Annotated in this window: 17 protein-coding genes; 4 read left to right on the top strand and 13 right to left on the bottom strand. The window is 56.0% G+C overall.

Features of this window, described 5'->3' with window-relative positions; translation table 11 throughout:
- Window positions 1-30 precede the first annotated feature (30 nt).
- From BCF11_RS04330 to BCF11_RS04310, 5 genes are all read right to left on the bottom strand, one after another.
- The gene (locus BCF11_RS04330; RefSeq protein ID WP_098493650.1) at window positions 31-864 is read right to left on the bottom strand and encodes a hypothetical protein; all 834 of its coding nucleotides are present in this window, start codon (window positions 862-864) and stop codon (window positions 31-33) included.
- A gap of 50 nt (window positions 865-914) precedes the next feature.
- Window positions 915-3023 (bottom strand): hypothetical protein, encoded by a 2109-nt coding sequence (locus BCF11_RS04325; protein WP_143751252.1) that lies wholly within the window; start codon window positions 3021-3023, stop codon window positions 915-917.
- A gap of 114 nt (window positions 3024-3137) precedes the next feature.
- Window positions 3138-5165 (bottom strand): hypothetical protein, encoded by a 2028-nt coding sequence (locus tag BCF11_RS04320; protein WP_098493648.1) that lies wholly within the window; start codon window positions 5163-5165, stop codon window positions 3138-3140.
- A 36-nt stretch (window positions 5166-5201) separates the two neighbouring features.
- The gene (locus tag BCF11_RS04315) at window positions 5202-6092 is read right to left on the bottom strand and encodes a hypothetical protein (RefSeq protein ID WP_098493647.1); all 891 of its coding nucleotides are present in this window, start codon (window positions 6090-6092) and stop codon (window positions 5202-5204) included.
- Window positions 6093-7055: 963 nt separating this feature from the next.
- Window positions 7056-8192 (bottom strand): NAD(P)/FAD-dependent oxidoreductase, encoded by a 1137-nt coding sequence (locus BCF11_RS04310; RefSeq protein ID WP_098493646.1) that lies wholly within the window; start codon window positions 8190-8192, stop codon window positions 7056-7058.
- Between the two features lie 68 nt (window positions 8193-8260).
- On the opposite strand from BCF11_RS04310, the gene BCF11_RS04305 reads away from it, so the two are divergent.
- Window positions 8261-8710 (top strand): MarR family winged helix-turn-helix transcriptional regulator, encoded by a 450-nt coding sequence (locus BCF11_RS04305; RefSeq protein ID WP_098493645.1) that lies wholly within the window; start codon window positions 8261-8263, stop codon window positions 8708-8710.
- A 380-nt stretch (window positions 8711-9090) separates the two neighbouring features.
- On the opposite strand, the gene BCF11_RS27420 is transcribed toward BCF11_RS04305, so the two are convergent.
- Together BCF11_RS27420 and BCF11_RS27415 are read right to left on the bottom strand one after the other, a co-directional pair.
- Window positions 9091-9756, bottom strand: a complete 666-nt coding sequence (locus BCF11_RS27420) for a lysozyme inhibitor LprI family protein (RefSeq protein ID WP_143751251.1) — start codon at window positions 9754-9756, stop codon at window positions 9091-9093.
- A gap of 109 nt (window positions 9757-9865) precedes the next feature.
- Complete coding sequence (locus BCF11_RS27415; RefSeq protein WP_143751250.1) at window positions 9866-10225, bottom strand: hypothetical protein; 360 nt, start codon at window positions 10223-10225, stop codon at window positions 9866-9868.
- Window positions 10226-10682: 457 nt separating this feature from the next.
- On the opposite strand from BCF11_RS27415, the gene BCF11_RS04290 reads away from it, so the two are divergent.
- Window positions 10683-11033 (top strand): nuclear transport factor 2 family protein, encoded by a 351-nt coding sequence (locus BCF11_RS04290; protein ID WP_199110749.1) that lies wholly within the window; start codon window positions 10683-10685, stop codon window positions 11031-11033.
- Window positions 11034-11241: 208 nt separating this feature from the next.
- Here the strand turns inward: BCF11_RS04290 and BCF11_RS04285 are convergent, their stop codons facing one another.
- The 4 genes from BCF11_RS04285 to BCF11_RS04270 form a co-directional block, all read right to left on the bottom strand.
- The gene (locus BCF11_RS04285; protein ID WP_098493642.1) at window positions 11242-11574 is read right to left on the bottom strand and encodes a hypothetical protein; all 333 of its coding nucleotides are present in this window, start codon (window positions 11572-11574) and stop codon (window positions 11242-11244) included.
- Between the two features lie 116 nt (window positions 11575-11690).
- Window positions 11691-12299, bottom strand: a complete 609-nt coding sequence (locus BCF11_RS04280) for a hypothetical protein (RefSeq protein WP_098493641.1) — start codon at window positions 12297-12299, stop codon at window positions 11691-11693.
- A 69-nt stretch (window positions 12300-12368) separates the two neighbouring features.
- A complete protein-coding gene (locus tag BCF11_RS04275; protein ID WP_143751249.1) occupies window positions 12369-13202 on the bottom strand; it encodes a hypothetical protein in 834 nt (277 codons plus the stop codon).
- Between the two features lie 811 nt (window positions 13203-14013).
- A protein-coding gene (locus BCF11_RS04270; RefSeq protein ID WP_098493244.1) for an IS3 family transposase occupies window positions 14014-15191 on the bottom strand; the annotation gives its coding sequence in 2 pieces (ribosomal slippage) (window positions 14014-14930 and window positions 14930-15191; 1179 coding nt in all).
- A 369-nt stretch (window positions 15192-15560) separates the two neighbouring features.
- Here BCF11_RS04270 and BCF11_RS04265 point away from each other — a divergent pair.
- Window positions 15561-16802 carry a M20/M25/M40 family metallo-hydrolase gene (locus BCF11_RS04265; protein ID WP_098493639.1) on the top strand — a complete coding sequence of 414 codons (1242 nt, stop codon included), beginning with the start codon at window positions 15561-15563 and terminating at the stop codon, window positions 16800-16802.
- Window positions 16803-17362: 560 nt separating this feature from the next.
- On the opposite strand, the gene BCF11_RS04260 is transcribed toward BCF11_RS04265, so the two are convergent.
- Window positions 17363-17767, bottom strand: coding sequence for a GFA family protein (locus tag BCF11_RS04260; RefSeq protein WP_098493638.1), 405 nt, complete (start codon window positions 17765-17767; stop codon window positions 17363-17365).
- A 21-nt stretch (window positions 17768-17788) separates the two neighbouring features.
- Complete coding sequence (gene prpR / locus BCF11_RS04255) at window positions 17789-19429, bottom strand: propionate catabolism operon regulatory protein PrpR (RefSeq protein WP_098493637.1); 1641 nt, start codon at window positions 19427-19429, stop codon at window positions 17789-17791.
- Window positions 19430-19715: 286 nt separating this feature from the next.
- Here prpR and prpB point away from each other — a divergent pair, with 286 nt between their 5' ends.
- Entirely contained in the window at window positions 19716-20603 is an 888-nt protein-coding gene (gene prpB / locus BCF11_RS04250) for a methylisocitrate lyase (protein ID WP_098493636.1), read from the top strand.
- Window positions 20604-20646 lie beyond the last annotated feature (43 nt).

Genomic DNA, 20646 nt, shown 5'->3' with positions numbered 1-20646 from the left:
TCCTGCTCCTCGTCGGCTTGTCTTTGCTAACTATCCAACACTGTTGTCTTGCAAGGCGGGCGTTTGAGAACTACCCGCCGGCGCTGTGCCGCTGTCATGGGGCGCCGCCTTGTAGGCGAGGTAACCGGCGTGACTGATCCCTATCAGCCACGCCATGTTCGCGCTGAATGCGGGCAGAGTTTCCATGAAGGTGGTGCCGGCTTGCGTGGGCTGGTTCGCGCCAAACAGATGCCAGAGCTGGATAGAGTAGATGCTCAGGGTCACCACGGTAATCAAGAACTGCTGAAGCTTGCCGAGATCGGGCGTGGCGGCGTTGCTGACTTCTTCGCCGCGAAAAATATCCAGCCATTGGGCGTCGCCGGAGCTGTTGCGCGCATAGACTTTGCCCGCCGGTACCACGTTGTTCGGATCATCCCCCAGCATCAGCGCGGTTCGTTGCGCCTGTCCCGGGGGCGCTGCTTCGTTGCTTTTGAGGCTCAACACGATCGGCGTAGCTACCAGCGAGGTGGCCGAAATTCCCATCACGGCCAGTAGTTCCTGGGGAATGTTGACGGCAATCGGATTGGGGAGATTGAGCTTGATACGCGCAATCGCGGCCGCCAGAAACGCTGATAGCACCAGCACCGACCAAGCGCTTGCCTGTAGTTTTGAAAGGCTGACCCGGTTCCGGTTGTCGATGACGAGACCATTGAAATGGCCGCTGACGCCATAACCGATACCTGCGCAAAAAGCCAACAGCGCAGCAGCCGTCCAGAGCCAGGCCCAGGACGGATCCGGGACCAGTTCCGCTGCGGCGATAGCAGCGATCAGGCTTGCCACGGCTATCGCGCTGCCTACGGATGCATATCGTTTCGTCGATTCCATGTCATATCCTCTTTGTTCTGAAACGCTTGAACTGTTTTGCTCATGGCGGTTTAGACGTGGCCCGCCATGTTTTGATCGATGTCGCTTTGCAGAAGAACCAGCACCGGCTGGGCAGTAAAATCATTTTGCAGAGTGAACTTCAGATCTGGCGTGGTTCCATCCGAAAATTTGATCGTCAAATCGACTTCCCCTGGCAGGGAGAACACGGCGTTTTCCAGCGGGATCACGATATGCGTACTGTCGGCATGAATGTGCTTGCTCAGGGTCAGCACCTGCGGCGCGACGGCCGGCAAGGTGGCGAACGTGATGCTTGCCACGATGGAATCGTATTTATTGAAAGTGACGCTGCCGGCATCGATGGCGATAACGTATTGCGTTTCTTGCACGTCGGCAGTCTGGAAATTCAGGAATCTTGCGACGTCCGCTTTCATCATCGGCGCCGGCAGTATCAATTGCGCATCCTCGGCAAGCGATAAATCGGCATGCTCGGCCGGCAAAGGAATCGACACCGCCGCCCCTGCCGGCAGATGGAGCGGCACGGAAGCCACCGTTATTGAGGACGCTGAAACAAATGCATAGCGCGCAAGCTGCAGATCCAAGGGCGATTGGTTGCTTAATTTAATTTGCGCCGAGGCCTCGTCGATTTGAAAATTCAGCTCGTCCGAGCCGGTCGTATGTGCAAAATTCAAGACCAGGATGGATGGAACCGGCATAGAGTAGCCATCGTCGAGTTTCAGATTCAGCGTACCGATCAGCCCAGCACCGATATTCGAGCACAGTTGCATGATGAATAGATTGGCATTCGCAACCGACGGTGTTTGCGCTCCTTCGTCCTGGATGGAAACACTGACTATGAAGGTATGCGCATCTGACCCGGCCGAGAATTGCGCGCTGCTCTTGAATGCCGTCTGCAGGTTGGAGGGCAGGCCGTCCTGCAAGAAATCAGGAAACTTGAGTTTGTAATCCTTGAGATCCGGATTATTCGAAATCTCCTGTGCAAATTGGAGGAACTCGATCCGGCTGACCTCGGGGGCGACGGTGAAATCGAACTCGAATTTGCACTTGCTGCCATTCGACGCTGCGCTGTCCACCAGGGCCATGCACACTGCTGCGCAGCCGATACGGCTGCGTACGATGGAATAGTGGTCGGGAATTACCACAATCGTGCGGCTGAAAGAACCGACATAGGCTCGGCTCAAGGTCGGGTACCTTTGACCGATGTCTCCCAAAGCCTTGAGTTCGCGAAACTCAGAACCCCCGCGCGTGAAGTCGCGCAAGTCATTGGCGTCGCGAATCACGCGGTTCGGAATTTGATCGGTCGACACAGTGTATTTCAATTGATAGCCGTCCTGGCGATACTTCAGCGCCAGCGGCAACAGGTTCTCGCACAACTGACGCGTTTGTATCAGCGGCACACCTGGCTGTGGATCGACGGGTCTTGTCGTCTGCAGTGCCAGCGGAGAAAACAAGCGCATGCGCGTATCCGGCGCAGCACGCATAGGCTGCTGCACCGTGGCGGATAACAGAGCAAGTTGCGGCCGTACAAAGGTCATTTGATTTTGCGGCGCCCAGGCCTGATAAGACGCGGAGAGCTTGATTTGCGTCTTTCCAAACACGGTGAGGTCCTGGTACAGGCCGAGCACGGATAAGCCCATAATTGGCGTAAACGTCAGCAGCAGGTTGCCATCGCCATTGTCTTTGACCGTGCCGATCACATCTCGTTGCTTCGCCTGGCCTTCCTCGTCAGTATAGAAACTGGTCAAGATTGCCGTCATTTCGGCCAGCGGAATTTCGCGTAGCGTCGCCGCCGGATTAGCCTTGGAAAAATCGCCGACGTCGCTTGGCTGCAACTTGTGCATCGTCAGGCGGAGCTGCGCGGTATAGAAAGGATTGCCACCCTCATCCTGGCCCGATTGGCTGGCGGCAAAGGCGAAACCGGGATCGATGTCGTCGCGCAACTGGAATCCGGCAAGATACCAATGCAGCGTGGGGTCGACCCGGTCCGCAAACAGATTGCCGGTTCTCGAGCTGAGCAGCGGCAAACTCACCGGTGGCGGCTCGCTGGGTGCAACAGTCATCTGCAGCAGAGCGGCGCGATTGCTCGTGTTCGCGACAACATCGATGCGTTTCGCCGCCGTGTTTTCTGCGGCTGGCGGCATGCTATTCGATGCGGCGACTGCTTCGCTCCGAATAGCTGAAGCGCCAGCAAAACGAACAGCGCTGCTTGCCATGAACTGATTCATCTGAAAGCCTCCGGCGGAGAAAATCGGCCATCACTTGGCAGCAGCTTCCTTGAGCGCCTGCAGAATGTATTGACTGACCAGAGCGCTCTGCTCAGGGTCGGTCAATGCCGGCACCACGATCTTGCAAGGCACGATCCGCTTGATCCGTCCGAGGTTGAGCGGAATCGCCTGGTTGCCGCTCCATGTCACCGCCGTACCTGCGAAATTGGAGGCCGGAGGAGCGACCTCGACGTCAATCTTCACCTTGGCAATCGTCTCGTTGAAATATTTGTCGGACCACAGCTGCCAGATGCCCACCGGATTGGCCTTGGGATCGTCGTTGCTGAGGACGATGACGTCGCTTCTGCTGCCAATCTGGATGGTCAGCGTGACCGTGATGTTGGGCGCCTTGATCGGCCGATCCAGGAAGAATTTGATGTAGACGTAGCCGACTTCCTCGGGACCGATCACCGGGTTGTGTTCGAGCGTATTGGTTTCAATCACCAGCTTGGTTGAATTATTGGAGAGATCCACGCGGGCATCGTCGGACTTGTAGACCAGCGTCTTGGTGATCTTGACCTTGTCCTTGTCCCAATCGGGCGGACTGGGCTTATCCAGCCGTAAACGAGAGAAGTTGATCAAGTCATCTGGATTGTCTCGACTCCATCGCCCCAGGGTTACCGGCGCGGTAGCATCGATTTTTCCCGGGGTGTAATGGAATCCCTCGGCAACCGGCACCAGTTTCACCTTGCCGTCGCTGCCGACCGGATTATCGAAGTCGACAAAGCTCACCTGCACCAAGGCTTCACTGATCGGATCGGCGCTTACGCCATCGCCGAAGTCGATATTCGGCGACGCGACAACCTGGATTTTCTTGAAGAACTCGCCGATGTCGACGATCGAAAGGTATTTATCCAGATTCGCCTTGATTGCCGGTTCAAGCGAGTTCAGCGTGCCGGAGACAGTGTCTTCTTTCGAGATGGTCTGATTGAGTACAAACTGGTTATCAAACTTGACGCCGTGTTTCTGGTAATTCATTTTGAGAGAGATCGCCGCTCCGCCGCAAGCGCCGGTGCTCGCCTTGGCTGGATCGTCGGGTTTCGGCTGCCAGTCGAAAATCTCTGTCTTGACCAGATTCCATGCCTTGTCCTGCATGTCCGATACTTGTTTGTCGATCACCTTTTTCATGTCGGCGTCGACGTCAGTGCCATTCTGTTGAATGATCGTCGTGATGGCGCCGTTGGTGATGCAGGATTGATAGTTGGCGGACAGGTCGGCCTGCACCAGGCCCATATAGTTCGCCGCGAACGCGCCTGAAAACTGCTCGAAGGTCTTGTCTACATCCACGTGCATCTGGATATCGCAAGCGTTAATGTAGAACAGCAGCTTCATGTTGTAGTGCACGATGAACGGGCTACGCCCGTCTTTGAGCGCGCCTACGATTGCCCCTGCCGCCATCTGATTACACGACACCAGGAAGCTGCTGATGCCGGACGCCTCGATGCTGCCGTGCCCGGCGCCCTGTGCACTGATGAACCAGGGCGACTTGTTGTCGCCGGCGCCCGGCAGCTGCGGAACCTCGACCGTGACATTGTTGTCGACGATCGGCACGATGCCCAGCAATGGCGCCGGGCTGGCCGCGTCGCGCTGGAAAAAGCCGGCGATCCTGGCTGGCGGCGGTTCGTGATCCTGCGCCTTGAGTTTTGCCAAGGCTCCCGCGACGACGCTATCCGGAACCGCCATCGTGGTCGAGAACGACATGAATGCGCCGCCGGCGTCGACTTCGCCATTCACGCTCGGCGCACCACCTGGCATCAAAGAATCCTCCGCCGTCATCAAGCCTTTGAACAGGGTGACGCTGAAATCGAAATCGGTAGGCGAATCGGGCCGCTTGGCCAGGTAAATCTGCTTGGGCATATAGTAGAACTGGGTCGCCAAACCGCTCTGTTTCAGCTGCGGATTGGCGGCATCTGGAAAAATTTCCAGCGCATAGGTGGTATTGGTCTGATCATTGATTTCGATCGTGATGAAATCCGGCCCGAACAAGGGACCCAGTGCGTGAATGCTGTTGTCGATCATGATCGCTGCCTCCAATGCGTTGGCGGAGAATATCCCTCAAGGAGATGTCGAAAAAAGCGTTGCCTGTTTCCAGGTGTCGGCGGCCGACAGAAACGTTTGCGTGTCGTCGCTGGACGCCGCCTTGCGCACCACGTTGTTGCCTTCAAAGCACATGCAGTCGCTGCCTTTGCATACTTTTTTTACGACGTCCAGGTCCATCAAGCCATTCTTGCCTGCGCCACTCATCACATTATTCAAGGCTCCGGCGATTTTGTCGCCGAGCGGCGCCGTTACCGTCGCTGAGCTAAACGTGCTGTCGTCAGCAAACTGTATATAGATGATGCCGGTGCCATCTATGCAATCGCTGTTGAAATTCTGGCTGATCCAGCTTGTGTACATCGTGGTTTCCAGCAGTTCCGTTTTGGGCGGCCGTACGGTTTGCATGGCCGTCAGTTCATTCTGAATACCGCCGATATAACCTCCGCGTCCACCTTCGTCATTCTGGTTATAGGCGTCTTCGATAGTCTTGCGCAGCGCGCTTCCTGTCTGATCCTGGGCATAGGCGTTGGTTACCGCGGTGCGGACAGTCTTGATCCAGTCGGCCACCGCGAGGTTCTGGGCGGCTTTTGCGGCACGGTCGATTTCATCCGAAATTCCATGCAGCAGATCGACCAGCGGTCCAAGGTCTGCGCCGGTGGCATCCTTCACAGCGGAGACAGCGGTTTTCTCAGCCATCTTCAGGCCTGCCTTTAAAACTACAGTGAGAAAATCCGGCTTGGCATCCGCTGGCGAGGCGGACTGGACCGTAGTCTGGAAATTGTCGATAGCCGACAGGTGGACGGTAGCGATCTTGGCCTTCGCTTCGACCACGGCTTGAACGTAGTCGCGGATGGTCTGCATGTCGGTATCATAATTAACCGCTGAAGTATCTACGGTGGTATCTGGCATCGTGTTCTCCTGTCGTTGGTCTAAGCAATAAGCTGAAGCCGTGCGAGATATTTCCTGATTTCTGTTACGACTTGGCGTTGTTGGCCGCGAACGCCTGGTTCGAGGCTGCTGCTGGCGGTTGTTGGCAAACTGCCAGCCGATTCCGTTTTGGAAATGTATTGCTGAGGGGGCTGCCGAGCCAGCGGCGCTCTGGCTCGGCGCTGGGCATGGTTTTCCTTATGGACAGGAAAATTTGCATGTCGAAATGCGGGGAAATAATGTGCCAACAGCCTATTCATGCTGGTCCCCCAATTGACTACCCGACATTGCAAGAACAATTTTGCTTTAGACCCAGGAGAACGTTGATGCGATCAAGCTATTCGCTGATCATCATCGGATTCATGCCAATTGCATACCGCCGCAAGGAGCGGAAATAGCGGCGCTGAACTGGGAAATGCACTGGTCAATTTCGATTGACATGTTGTCCTGTTTTTTTTGTAATTTCATAGTTCCATGAGGCAACTATTTCTAAATTACAATAGGATATGTTTGCACTACATTCAAGCCGAACTTTTGTTGCCGATGAAATTAACTTGGCAACAAAACATGACGGATCGTGACGGCGCGTGCTAACACTTCTGGAAACGGATCTGGTGCTGTTCCAGATTTGACTATCACGCTATCAACCGGTGCGGAAAAAGTGATAGCCCTCAACTCGAGCACGGCCAAGGCTTCGCTGAAAGAGTCTGACCACGTTAGGAATCGTGGCATACCTCAACCGCCGGTAAGGTCCCAAGCTTCCTCATTCATGTCTGCACACTTGGGATAAGTGACGGCTGCGTAGATGAAAGTCCAGCGGGGGCGCCGGCGGATCCAGTGTGCGATAAGTCACATTTCGTGGTGGGAAATCCAGATTTTTGCATCCGGCGGCGGCTTTGCAAATCCTGCGCGTGTTGCCGAATTTTCTATCTGCGTTGTGCTGCGTCAGCCGGCGTGGCTCCGATGCATTGCCAGTGTCAGCTCCGGGCCGACATGCGACAGCTGGGTTGCGGCGCCTGCGGCCGCTCCTTCGGCAGACTCGACAACACGTGCAAACATCAGCGCCTCGTATTCGGCTACAGCCTCAACCCAGTCGGCGCGCTCGATCAGCAAGCGCGCCAGCTCGGCGGCATCGAACATGGCGTTGTTCACGCCGTCGCCGCCAAAAGGCGACATGACATGCGCAGCATCGCCGAGCAGCGTGAGACCGCGCCGGCTGGGCCAGCAGTGCCCGACCGGCAGCGCACAGATCGAACGTATAGCGAAGTTGTCGTTGCTGGCCCGGAACAGATCGAGTATCTCGGGAGCGAAACCGTCGAACTCCTTGATCAGCTCCGCGCGCATGGAAGCAGGGGAGACAAGGTCAAACCGCCGCGCCGCCCAGTCGGCCGGCACGCGGAAGATGGCATAGGCGCGGATGTGCGCATTGCCATTGCGCTGGGCGATGATTTCCTTGCCATCGGCTTCAACCCCCATCTTGCCACGGCCAACCAGTTGCGACAGCGCGGGATGGCGGCGGTCGACGTCGTCGATGCCGAATTCGATGAAGGTGAGGCCGCTGTATTGCGGCCGGTAAGGCGACAGTAGCGGCCGTATCCGCGACCACGCGCCGTCGGCGCCGACCACCAGGTCGAACGGCCCCTCGCTGCCATGATCGAAGGCCAGGCTCCAGCGGCCGTCATCCCGCACCTGCACCTCGCGCATGGCGCAAGCCCAGCGCATGCAAGCGGCGGGCAATGCCTGCAGCAACATGGTGCGCAATTCCGTGCGATCCACCTCGGGACGGTCGCCGCCGGCGGCGTCCTGATCCTCAAACAGCACCTTGCCTGACTTATCCAGCAAGCGCGAGCCCTGGTCTTCGTAGCGGGCGATGGCCAAGAACGCATCCGTCAGCCCAGCCTGCCTGAGCGCCTGCAAGCCCGACTCCTCATGCAGATCGAGGGTACCGCCCTGCGGCCGCTCCAGCGGATGGGATTCCTGCTCGAACACCGTCACGGCGATGCCGTGCAGATGGAGGATACGGGCAAGGGTCAGGCCTCCCGGGCCCGCGCCGACTATGGCGATGTGTAATTGCGTATTCACAAGATGGATAGCTTCAGTTATGATAGGTACCTATATATAAACATAGCTACCTATGAAATGTCAACGCCATGAAAATTGATCTGTCGAACAACCCCATGAAACTCGTCGGCCAGGTTTATCGCACTTCCATGCGGCTGGTCGACGGCCCGTTGCGCGCGCTGGGGTTCAGCATGGGACAGCTGCCGGTGCTGGTGGCGCTCAAGACCAGCGGCGCCTTGTCGCAAGCCGAGCTGGCGCGCATTGCGCAGGTCGAGCAGCCCAGCATGGCGCAACTGCTGAATCGCATGGAACGCGACGGGCTGGTGCAGCGGGTTCCCAATCCTGAGGACAAGCGCAGCCAGCTGGTTTCGCTGACTAGCGATGCTTCTGAGCGGATGCCGAAGGGAAAAGCTGTCATGGAAGCCGCCAGCCGGCAAGCCTTGACGGGGTTTACCAAGGAGGAGCGGGATCAGTTGATGGCATTGCTACTACGCGTAAATGCCAATCTTGATCGTGCGGTTGACGAGACAGAGAGTTGAGGCGGAGTTTGGAGTGTTTTACTTTTCCGTAACTACTCCGACACTGCGGTGCAGCTGCTTGCCATGTACGATGTCGAGGGTGCGTCCACGTAGCTCGATCCCCAGAGCGGGGGCTTTTTCATTTGCGCCGATTCGGGCTTCGTCAGACAGAAGACGTACGATTTTGTCAAGCTTGGGCCAAGCTCGGGTCAAGCTCTGTAGAGTCGAATATTACGTGGGATCCTTCTTGAAAGCGACCGTGCCAGGCGGCAGTTGAACCCATGGATGCCTGCGGCAATCGTAGATTGAAAGCTGAGGTGGCGGAAAATCCAGCACACCCTCATCCCGCCACGCCTTTTATTGAGCCCCCGCAAAAAAACATTCGGCGCAGCGGGCTCATCCTAATGTTTGTAGGTTCCAGAAACTTCCACTCCATATCCACACATATCAGAGCAATTGGTGGCCGTTACAACAAAATCTTGCCCCACTCGCTTCGTCTCCACGCTGCAGCGCGGCAGACTGCTATCGTTGGAATCGACTGGGAATATGTATTTCAGGGTGCCGCTCTGGAGTGGCGCCCGAAATGTGAGATTGCATTGATTGTACGAGGGCGCGCCCCGGCTGGCATTGATGCTGACAGCAAGGTTCTGTCCAGGAAAAAGTACGGCCTCAAGAACGCCGGCCTCGTTTGAGTATCGTCCCGTTATATGTGTGCTGTCGTAAGGCTTTGCGATTTCCATGAAGCGTGCGCGATAGCTTTTGTCCAGGCAACTCTTAATTTTTTCTTCTGATCCGCTGCATTGATTCCTGCGTGCGAGCCAAGCTCGCTGGCTTGCGCGCACCGTATCCGCTTGTGATCCTGCTGCGATTAATGCATCTTTGTAAAGCGCGCTCATCGTTTGGTCGAGCCATCCCATTCCAGAATTGCCGAAATCACAGAGCGTATGCTCCACCGCAGTGCGTGCGCGGCTGCAATCGAAACTGGGTTCTTCTTGCGCCCATGCTGGAGCGCTTGAGACAGATAGCCAAGCCATGAAGATAGCGGTGCGAAGTTTTACGATTTGCATATCTGCCTCATTTGACTGATGCTCGGAACACAAACACACAGGGGCCGATGGTTGAAGCCCAAGACATGGCCATTAACCAACACCTGCCGGTGCCGGTCGTATCGGCGCACTAATGACCAGTTGAACAAGTCGATGACGACGAGCCGCCGGTAATCCCCCACAACGATATGGAGCCCCCCGAGGAACGGCACGTTCCTTCAGACCATTTCATCGAGTCAGAAGACCGGTTTTCCCGTTCCATGGCCCAGTTCATTTGCTGCTGGCGCTGAAAAGCGGCCTGCTGGTCCTTACGATGCATATCTGCTTCCATCATGCAGTTGGCAAATGCGTCGGAGCCTTCGGCAAAACCGTAGCCAGCACATTTTCCTCTGTCAGCAGCCGCAATTTCTCCCGGAGATGCGCACGCCGTTACCAAGATTGCGGATAGGGCTAATGCAATGAAAGTGTTAATATTTTTCTGAGTAATCATGGCAGCAATTCATCAGAGTTCAGGTTGTTATATCTTTGCATAAACTCTGACGAGGACCAAATCCTCTGATGTTTCTGCGCAACAACATCAGCCTCAGCGCAAAGGAGACCTCGCTACCAGATATCCATTTAACACTTTATCTAGGGTGATTGGGGAGCCGTTAAAGCATTAGGTCGCTCCTTCGAACCAGAACAAGCTCTCGGTCTTAATAACCATTTTCTTTAATTTGCAGCTACGATAGCAGGTAACATTCGTTGTCAATTTGGTAAATATATTTCTTGACGATGTAGTGAAATGGACTTAAATTATTTCTGCATTTCAATGATCTACTATATCTATTTCAGATTGATTTCTCGAAGCCGATGAGTCAATGGCGACGAAGAATTCACCAGAAGTACCATCGACGCTAATCTAGGAAACCCTCATCGAAACCAACAAGCAAATTGCCCTTCGTGCATTGACCGGAGCATTCATTGACCGGGATCCAACTGTCGTCGACAAATACTTCGCGGCGGACTATATCCAGCATAACCCCTCTATCCCGAGTGGTCCGGCTGCGATAAAGGATTTGATCCCAAAATTGCCTAAAGACTTTTCTTACCAGCCAGGTATGGCGGTCGCCGAAGGCGATCTGGTAATGGTTCACGGCCGTTACGTTGGTTGGGGGCCGAAGCCAATGGTCGCCGTCGACATGTTCCGCTTGAAGGACGGCAAGGTGGTTGAGCATTGGGATGTTATGCAAGAGGAGGTTCCAGCGTCATCCACTGTTAGTGGCAACGCCATGTTTTCTTCATCAGAAGCGGGATGAGTAACCTGATATGGCGTCAGGATAAGATATGGCTGTAACCCGCATGGATATTGGACCTACGAGGAATTTGTCGAATATCTATGCGGAATATGTCGATTTGTTTTCAGGGCATAGAGTTTTGCTATCTAGTAAATATCAGACACTTTCCCTTCAAATTTCCTTGCAGTTGTAAGGCTCTGGAAAAGCAATTTATTTGCAGGGACAATACTCAGATGGTTTTGCAAGGGGATAGCCCGTGAGTTCTGAAGATATCGATCTGATCGAGTGGTGCCGGCAGGGGCAGATGGAGGCCCGCCGTCAGACTGAGCTGTTTAGGTCGGGAGGAGTGAAAGCTCTCCTTCAGATGCCCGACGGCAGGACCCAGGACATCACGACTGGTGTTCTTGAGCATCAAATCGAGAATGTGGCCGTTTTCGAACGCCTGATTTCCGCTCTTAAGTATCGTTAGGGGGAACCAGTATGAACGAGTCACATCTAGACGTGCTTCAATATCCGCATCGGTCAAGATTGGCTCACCAGGTTGCTTGTCCGCATACTCCATCTTGCAGCTCCTTACTCAGCTTACTGGCCGCCGGTTCTCGACTTATCTAGTGCAGTTCAAAGCAACCCGAACGGAAGGGCTTTGCCTCATAGGATGCGGCGACATGGATCTTCGCTTCAATCCCCTAACATTGGTACCGTGAATATGATTTTCTTGTGGTTCACCGTAAAGCGGTGAACCAACGGCTGTCCCTGACCTCTTTTCGGCACTTCGGTTTTCAGCAGAATCTCGTCGCCGTCAGAGTCGGTGAAACGATTGCCTGCGATTTCGGAAAAGGCAAGCCGTGTGGCGATCACCGGAGCTGAAAACGGTATATCGTTCCCGTCATTTTTGCTGCCCTTCAGCAGCAGCATCTTGTTGTTCCAGATCGTGCGGTTGGCCAGTTTCGCCTCGTACATGTAAGGCAAGCCGTGAATGTGAGACACGCGCTGCACGAAATCGTGATCGTGGCTGAGTTTCTTCTCGATCTCCCGCATCGACAGTGGCGTCGTGTTCTGTACTTCAAGGCAGCAAAACGTATCGATTTCACCGCCAAAATCCTTTAATGCGGTAAATACCGCGGGGGTCGCCAGTTTTTGATCGGTAAAAATGAAATGCTGGTGGGATATCAGTTGCAATGTGTCGTCGTCGATGGCCACTACGTCTTCCCATAATCCTACCGCCGGCGCAGCAGCACAGGCTGTCATCGGCGCTGAGAGGAACAGCAAAGCAATGATCGGTTTCATGAGGCTGGGCTCCGGTGGATGCGAAAATCCGCTGTTGACAATACCGGTTCACGCCGGCTGGCTTGATATCTAATTTCCATCGGCAGACCAGTGCACGCTATCTTCGGGGCCGTACCAGAGCACGCCGTACGTGGCGCCGACCGACTTCAGGTCGATGAAGCTTTTGACTTCCCTGGATTTTCCCTTTGCATCGACGATGGTTTTCCCGGCGAAACCCGAAATCATCATGTCGATGGCTTGAGAAAAATTGTGCGCTGAGTGGCCGGGTTTGCTGACCGGGGTCGAGCCTATGCCATAGCCAAGCACCATCTCGCGCGCTGCAGATTTTGCTTTGGCAAGATCGGCTTTGGAACCGCTGTGGTCCCGGTGTACCCAATCGATGTTGACCCCTCGCCACGGCGGCACGGTGGCCGGCGCTTCCTTGTTGCGTACGATCTGCGTTGAATAGTGCATCAGGTAAGAACGTTCTTCGGGCCGGTAGGTCGTCGTAATCACAATGCGCATGCCCGCCTGGACCATCGCAGCGTAGAAGCGCTGCAGGTTTCCTTTGAAAGGTTCTTTCAGATCCTCAATGCGGGTACTGGGAGCAAAGCGCAGAACCCATGGCCTGCCGCTGGGTTCGAGCATGAATGGAGCAGGTGCAGCTTTGGAGGTTTTGGTACTGGCTGAGGAAGTGTTATTCGCAGCCGTCGCTTTTGTTTTCTGTTCCTCTATGTACTGCATGATCTGGGCCGGGGTCCATTGCGACCTGTCTTGCGCGCATGCGTCAGGCAGCGAATAGCATACCCAGGCAAACATAGTCAAGGGCAGGGCGGCAAATGCAGTAACGGTCTTGATGTTTTTTTGAACGTGCTTGAACAAGTGGTAAAAATCAAAGCGGCGCATGATTTTTGTTGTTTTCAAAAACGTTGGACGGCACCTATTTTATCCCTTTGGTAAAAACTAGCAGGATTGGCGGTAATGCCGTTCAGTTAAGACTGAACGGCATTTTTATTTGCGGAACTCGTAGGGTGGGCACTCCGTGCCCACGCGGACGGGCCGGGAGGCGTAGCCGGGGCACGAATGTCAGGGACACGAATATCCACGATACTGCGTGGGCACGGAGTGCCCACCCTACGCCATGTCGTTCTGCCCTAACTGAACAGCATTACAGAATTGGCTGTTGCTTTGCTTATTCTTTGCGGGGATAAAAATGAAAAATTTCCACTTATTGATATTTTCTTAAATTACGACAAACCATCCGTAGGGTGGGCACTCCGTGCCCACGCGGACGCGCAACCTGGGACGCAAATGTCCGCAGCACTGCGTGGGCACGGAGTGCCCACCCTACGCCATGTCGTTCTGCCCTAACTGAACAGCATTACAGAATTGGCTGTTGCTTTGCTTATTCTTTGTGGGGATAAAAATGAAAAATTTCCACTTATTGATATTTTCTTAAATTACGACAAACCATCCGTAGGGTGGGCACTCCGTGCCCACGCGGACGCGCAACCTGGGACGCAAATGTCCGCAGCACTGCGTGGGCACGGAGTGCCCACCCTACGACATATTTTTTTGGGAGGATGGCTAATCCTGTTTGATCAAGTTCTCAATAATTGAGAACCTGGATTATCATGGATTGTAATGATTGATGGCACAAAACGCGTCTCGCGCAGCCGCCTGCTGGGGCGTGATGTGAGGTTCCCTCTGTTTTTCGTCTTCCAACAGACGACTTCTATGCAGCTCGTTTTTCCTGATTCTGTTCACTGATCCAGCGCTGTAGAAACTGGAGCGGCGATTTATAACCGAGGGTCGAATGCTGCCGCTTGCGATTGTAAAACACCTCGATGTATTCGAAACTGGCCGCCCTCATTTCAGTCTGGGTGGTGTAGCGCAGGCCATGGTAACGTTCGTTCTTGAAACTGTTGAACCAGCTCTCAGTCGGCGAATTGTCCCAGCAATTTCCCTTGCGGCTCATCGAACACGTCATACCGAACTCACGCAACTTGTCCTGGTAGGCCTGACTGGCGTACTGGCTGCCGCGGTCCGAATGATGCAGGACGCCGGGCGCAGGACGTCGGCGGAACCAGGCCATCGTCAGCGCGTCTGCCACCAACTCAGTCGTCATACGCGGCTTGAGCGACCAGCCGATCACTTCCCGATTGAACAGATCCAGAACGATGGCGAGGTACAGCCAGCCTTCATCGGTCCACAAGTAGGTGATGTCGGCCGTCCAAACCTGATTCGGCGCCGCCGGCGCGAAATCGCGGTCAAGCAGGTTTCTCGCCACTGGCAAACCGTGCTTCGATTCGGTCGTAACCCGGTAGCGCCGCTTGTGGCGCGCATGAATTCCGTGCGTGCGCATCAACCGCTCTACGCGTCCCTTGCTCGCCGTGTAGCCCCGCCACCGCAACTCGCGGATCATCCGAGGACTGCCATAAGCACCTTTTACCTCGGCGTGGATGGCGCGGATCATGGCCAGCGTCTGGCCGGCCGTCAGGCGCTTGCGATCGGGCGTGCCGCCACTCTTCCAGGCTCGGTAACCGCTGATGCTCACGTCGAGCGTATCGCACATTTCCCTCAGCGCGAATCGATTAGTCTGCGCATCGATCCAGGCGTACTTCACAGAACATCCTTCGCGAAGTACGCCGCTGCCTTTTTTATGATTTCGTTCTCCCGCTTGAGCTTGGCATTCTCGGCACGTAAGCGCGACAATTCCATCTCTTCCGGTGTCACAACCTTGCTACCAGCGCCGTTCAACTTGCCAGCCTTAGCGGCCTTGACCCAGTTGCGCAGCGTTTGTTCGCTTAGACCAAGTTCCTTGGCTGTCGCCGCGAAGGACTCGCAGGCATTGACCCGTCTGACTGCCAATTCCTTGAATTCCGCCGTGTATGAACTTCTTGAAATCTTCATTTCTTGCCTTCCCAAAGTAACGTCAATTTTACGTCACCTGTGGAAGACGAAATTTCAGGGAAAGCTCAATCATCACCAATCAAAATAGCCTCTTTGGCTGGCATGATATCTGCTGATTTGGGTTGGCGTTCGATTCAGTTATTGGATGAAATTACTTAACAAGTCGCTCCAAAAGCACAGAGAGAACGCTGTTTTGATCAAGGACCGCCAAGTTATCGTATTCTGTGTGATGTGTGCCGGCAATCGGGATGCGCTTGCAGAGTCCTGGTATTAGTCAAAACAAGATTTATTTAACTAAATGCAGCAGCTCGGGGCGATATCCTGTATTCCTCTGGAATTTAATCTTAATTTAAACGGGAGATCACAATAATGTTTTTTCTTGCACGATCCGCATTCATATCGAGCCTGGGTTTAGGTATTGTTCTTGGTTTCACCACGCCATCCTCTATTGCTGCGCCAGACAAGCAGGTTTATGAAACAGCCGAGAAATATAAGGGCGAAGCCTTGAAGTTGCTGGAACGTTTAGTAAATATTGACTCGGGCACCGGCGACGAGCAGGGATTGAGCCAGGTCGGCGGGATAGTGATCGAGGAACTAAAAAAGATCGGGGCGCGCGTTGAAACCTATCCGGCTGCACCGGCGCTTGGCAATAACGTCGTAGCGACATTCAGTGGCAGCGGCAAAGGAAAAATTTTGCTGATGGCGCATATGGACACTGTTTTCAAACGCGGTGCCGCCGTAGCCAAACCGTTTTATGTCAAGGGCAACAGGGCCTATGGCCCAGGCGTCATGGATGACAAAGGCGGCGTGGTCGCTGGCCTGTATGCGTTAAAAATCCTGCAGGAACTGGATTTTAAAGACTATGCCCAGATTACCTTATTACTCAACTCTAACGAAGAGACCGGCTCGACCGGCTCACGCGCACTGATCGAAAAAATCGCCAAGCAGCACGATGTTGTGCTGAACCTTGAACCGGGGCGGCCGGCCGACGGTTTGGTGGTATGGCGAAAAGGCAGCGGCACGGCGCAGGTCGAGGTCATCGGCAAGGCTGCGCACGCCGGCGTGGCGCCCGACAGCGGCCGTAATGCGGCGATGGAAGCCGCACACCAGATATTGCAGCTCGGCCAGCTCGGCGATCGCGAAAAACAGACTACCGTCAACTTCACAGTGATAAACGCTGGGGGCTCGACCAACGTCATCCCGGATCATGCGACCGCCTTCGGCGATGTGCGCGTCGCGGTGCCCGAAGAATTCGACCGCGTCGAAAAAGACATGATCAAGGTGTCGCAGAAAAAACTGATTCCTGATACGCAGGTAAGCACGCATTTGACCCGCGGTTTTCCACCGATGCCGGCCAATCCGCAATCGGAGGCGCTGGCCGCCAAGGCACAGGCCATTTATGGCGAGTTGGGTAAAAAGCTGACGCTTGAGGGCAGCGGCGGCGCTGCGGATTCTAGCCTCTCGGCTGGCGTCGGGATCCCGACGCTGGATGGCTTCGGGATTGTCGGCGGCGGCATCCATACGCCGGACGAATATGCCGAGATCGACAGCATTGTGCCGCGCTTTTATTTGCTGACCCGCATGCTTATGGATCTGGGCAAGCCCAAATAAGACCCGAAGTGGCCAAAGGGATAAATGGCGGCGGCTTCGACGTCCGCCGCCTCCACCATGACAATATGGAACATCGAGCAATTCAATGAGATCCATTCTGCGTCCCACAGATTCATATTGAGACGCGAGTTGCACGTCGAGCTGGTGCGGCTTGAATCGCTTTCGTATTATTGATATTTTCTTAAACTACGACAAATCATCCGTAGGGTGGGCACTCCGTGCCCACGCAGTACTGCGAATATTCACTTCCCGGACTGCACGTCCCGGGCTCCGCGCCCCGCCACGTCCGCGTGGGCACGGAGTGCCCACCCTACCGGTGATTTATCGTAATTTAAGTACTGCAAACATTCGCGTTCCGGACACACGCGCCTCGGGCTCCGCGCCCCGCCAGGTCCGCGTGGGCACTCCGTACCCACGCGGACGCGCAACTCGGGTCGCAAATATCCGCAGCAATGCGTGGGCACGGAGTGCCCACCCTACGACATCGATTTTTAAGATGACGGCTTGTCCTGTTTCATGAAATTCTGAATAGGCTGGCCGCCGCATGCCAGGGCTGGATATTACGGAGGATCCTTCTTGAAAGCGACTACGCCAGGCGGCAGCTGAACCCACGGATGTCTGCGGCAATCGTAGATGGACAGCCGAGGCGCCGGAAAGCCAGGGTCGGCAAACGCGCCGACGGCGACGCTTACGCGCCCGGCTACCCCTTCTTCTGTGTGGAACAGGTTGGTGCCGCAGACCGGACAGAATCGGAAAATGAACCTGGCCCCTTGGTCGCCGCTACGGACATACTCGGTAGCTGAACCGGTGACCTTGTAGGGAGCGGCAAAGCCGGCCAGGGCGGCGAAGACGCTGCCGGTTCTTTGTTGACAAGCAAGGCAGTGGCAGAGCCCGACGCCGCTAGGCGCACCTTGGACTTCAATGCTTAGCTGACCACAAGTGCAAGAGGCTGTTCGCGTGGGCATGGGCGTCTCGATGGATGGTTTTCATTGATCCTTGATTTTACGCCACAACGTGGTGCGGCTGATGCCGAGGTGCCTGGCGGCAGCTGCCCGGTTGCCGTCGAAACGGGCCAGCACTTGGGCGATGTTTTCCGCGGCTTGCGCTGCGGCGTCTGTTGCTGTTGTTGCTACGGCCGGCGTTGCTGCCGCCTGGGCGAATTCCGGCGCGATGCTGGCGATGAAGGCGGGCGACAGCGCCTGCAGCGGTTCGGCCGCCAGGAACAGCGCCAGCCTGTCCATCATGTTGCGTACTTCGCGCGCGTTGCCGGGCCAGGCGTAGGCGCTAAGCAGGGGCGCGCAGGCCATGATTTCGGCATGCAGGTTCGGATGTGGGCGGGCGCCCAGCGCGGCCAGCGCCTTTTTCAGGTACCACTCGGCCAGCGCGATCAGGTCTTGCGGGCGTTGGCGCAGCGGCGCCAGCGTCAGGCGCAGCACGGCCAGGCGATAAAACAGGTCGGCGCGGAAACGGCCTTCACGGATGCGCTGCTCGAGGTCGCAATGGGTGGCGCTGATGATGCGCACCTCGACCGCAATCGGCCGCGTGCCGCCAACCCGCACCACTTCGCGTTCTTCCAGCACCCGCAGCAAACGGGTTTGCAGCGCCAGCGGCATTTCGCCGATTTCATCCAGGAACAGCGTACCGCGGTGCGCTGCTTCAAACAGGCCGGCATGGCCGCCACGGCGCGAGCCGGTGAATGCACCTTCTTCGTAACCGAACAGCTCCGACTCCAGCAGCGATTCCGCGATCGCGCCGCAGTTGACCGCGACGAACGGTTTGTTGCCGCTGAGGGCGCGCGGATTTTCGCGGTGGATCGCTTGCGCCACCAGCTCCTTGCCAGTGCCGGTTTCACCCCGGATCAGCACGGTTGCCTGCGATTTTGCGTACAGCACGATGGACTGGCGCAGGGTTTCCATCGCTGGCGAGTCGCCGCGCAAATCGTTGATGCCGTGCTTGGCGCGCAGGGTATCGGCCAGCGGCGCGCTGGCGCGGCCGCGGTTGGCTTCCAGCTGGGTCAGGCGGGCGATTTCCAGGGCATCGTCGAAGGCCTGGCGGATCGATGCAGCGGAATAGACGAAGACCGCCGCCAGCCCGGCTTCCTCGGCCAGGTCGGTGATCAGGCCGGCGCCGACAATCGCCTTGACGCCGCTGGCCTTGAGTTCATTGATTTGCGCCCGTGCATCTTCTTCGGTGGCGTAGTCGCGCTGCAGGATATTGAAGCCGAATGCATCCCGGAATTCCTTGAGCGCCGGCATGGTCGATTGATAGGTGATGATGCCGATGTCGGGCGTGATCTTGCGCGCGCGCGCCAGGGCCTGCAGCACGTCGAAACCGCTGGCCTTGGCGATCACCACCGGCACCGATAGCCGGCTTTTCAGGTAGGCGCCGTTGGAGCCGGCTGCGATCACCGCGTCGCAGCGCTCGCTTTCCATCCGTTCGCGGATATGGCGCGCGGCTTCGTCGAAGCCCAGCTCGATCGGTTCTATCGTCGCGCGGTCGTCGTATTCCAGCGTGATGTCGCGGAACAGGTCGGACAGGCGCGACACCGAGACGGTCCAGATCACCGGTTTCTGGCCAGGGTCGCTGGCGTTGCCGCCATCGCGGCGGGCAGGGGAAGAGGGTGGCATGTTTCAAATGCGTTTAACGCATGTGTTTCAATTTGGATAAATGTAACACAGGATGAAACATTTCTATTGTTTTATAAAGCGTAAAGTGAATTTGATTTATTACTATTTAATTTTCTAAGTTATTGATTTCATTTTGTTATTTCTATTTTCCTCATGGTCCGCCCCTGGTTCCGGCCTGGTTTGGCACGCTGATTGCTCTATAGTAGAAAAGTCCCCGTGCAGCAAGCTGCATGAAACAGCACGCCAACGGTGTGCCCGTAGTGTGCAATTTTTATCAGGAGAAGACATGAGTTCATATTCCGCAGGCGCGGCCTTTCGCAAGGCGGTGCAGGAAGAGTCGCCGCTGCAGGTGATCGGCGCGATCAACGCCAACCACGCCTTGCTGGCCAAGCGCGCCGGCTTCAAGGCGATCTACCTGTCCGGCGGCGGCGTCGCCGCCGGTTCGCTCGGCCTGCCCGACCTCGGCATCTCCAACCTGGACGACGTGCTGACCGATGTGCGCCGCATCACCGATGTCTGCGACCTGCCTTTGCTGGTCGATGTCGACACCGGTTTTGGCGCCAGCGCCTTCAATGTGGCGCGCACCGTCAAGTCCATGATCAAGTTCGGCGCCGCGGCGATCCACATCGAAGACCAGGTCGGCGCCAAGCGCTGCGGCCATCGCCCCAACAAGGAAATCGTCAGCAAGCAGGAAATGGTCGACCGCATCAAGGCCGCGGTCGATGCCCGCACCGACGACAATTTCGTGATCATGGCGCGCACCGACGCGCTTGCGGTCGAAGGGCTGGAATCGGCGCTGGAACGCGCAATCGCCTGCGTTGAGGCAGGCGCCGACATGATCTTCCCGGAAGCCATCACGGAGCTGGCGATGTATAAGCAATTTGCCGCCGCCGTCAAGGTGCCCGTCCTGGCCAACATCACCGAATTTGGCGCCACGCCGCTGTTCACGGTGGACGAATTGAAAGCGGCCGATGTCGGCCTGGTGCTGTATCCGCTGTCGGCCTTCCGCGCCATGAACAAGGCGGCGGAAAACGTGTATGCCGCGATTCGCCGCGACGGCACGCAAAAAAACGTGCTCGACACCATGCAGACCCGCATGGAATTATATGAGCGGATCAACTACCACGAATTCGAGCAACACCTGGATGCGCTGTTTGCGGCCCAGAAGAAATAAAATAATCCATTACATCGATTCTTTTCCGTCAGGAGATTACGCA

Source organism: Collimonas sp. PA-H2, from assembly GCF_002564105.1.
Lineage (GTDB): Bacteria > Pseudomonadota > Gammaproteobacteria > Burkholderiales > Burkholderiaceae_D > Collimonas.
This window is presented reverse-complemented; position numbering and strand designations above follow the sequence as displayed.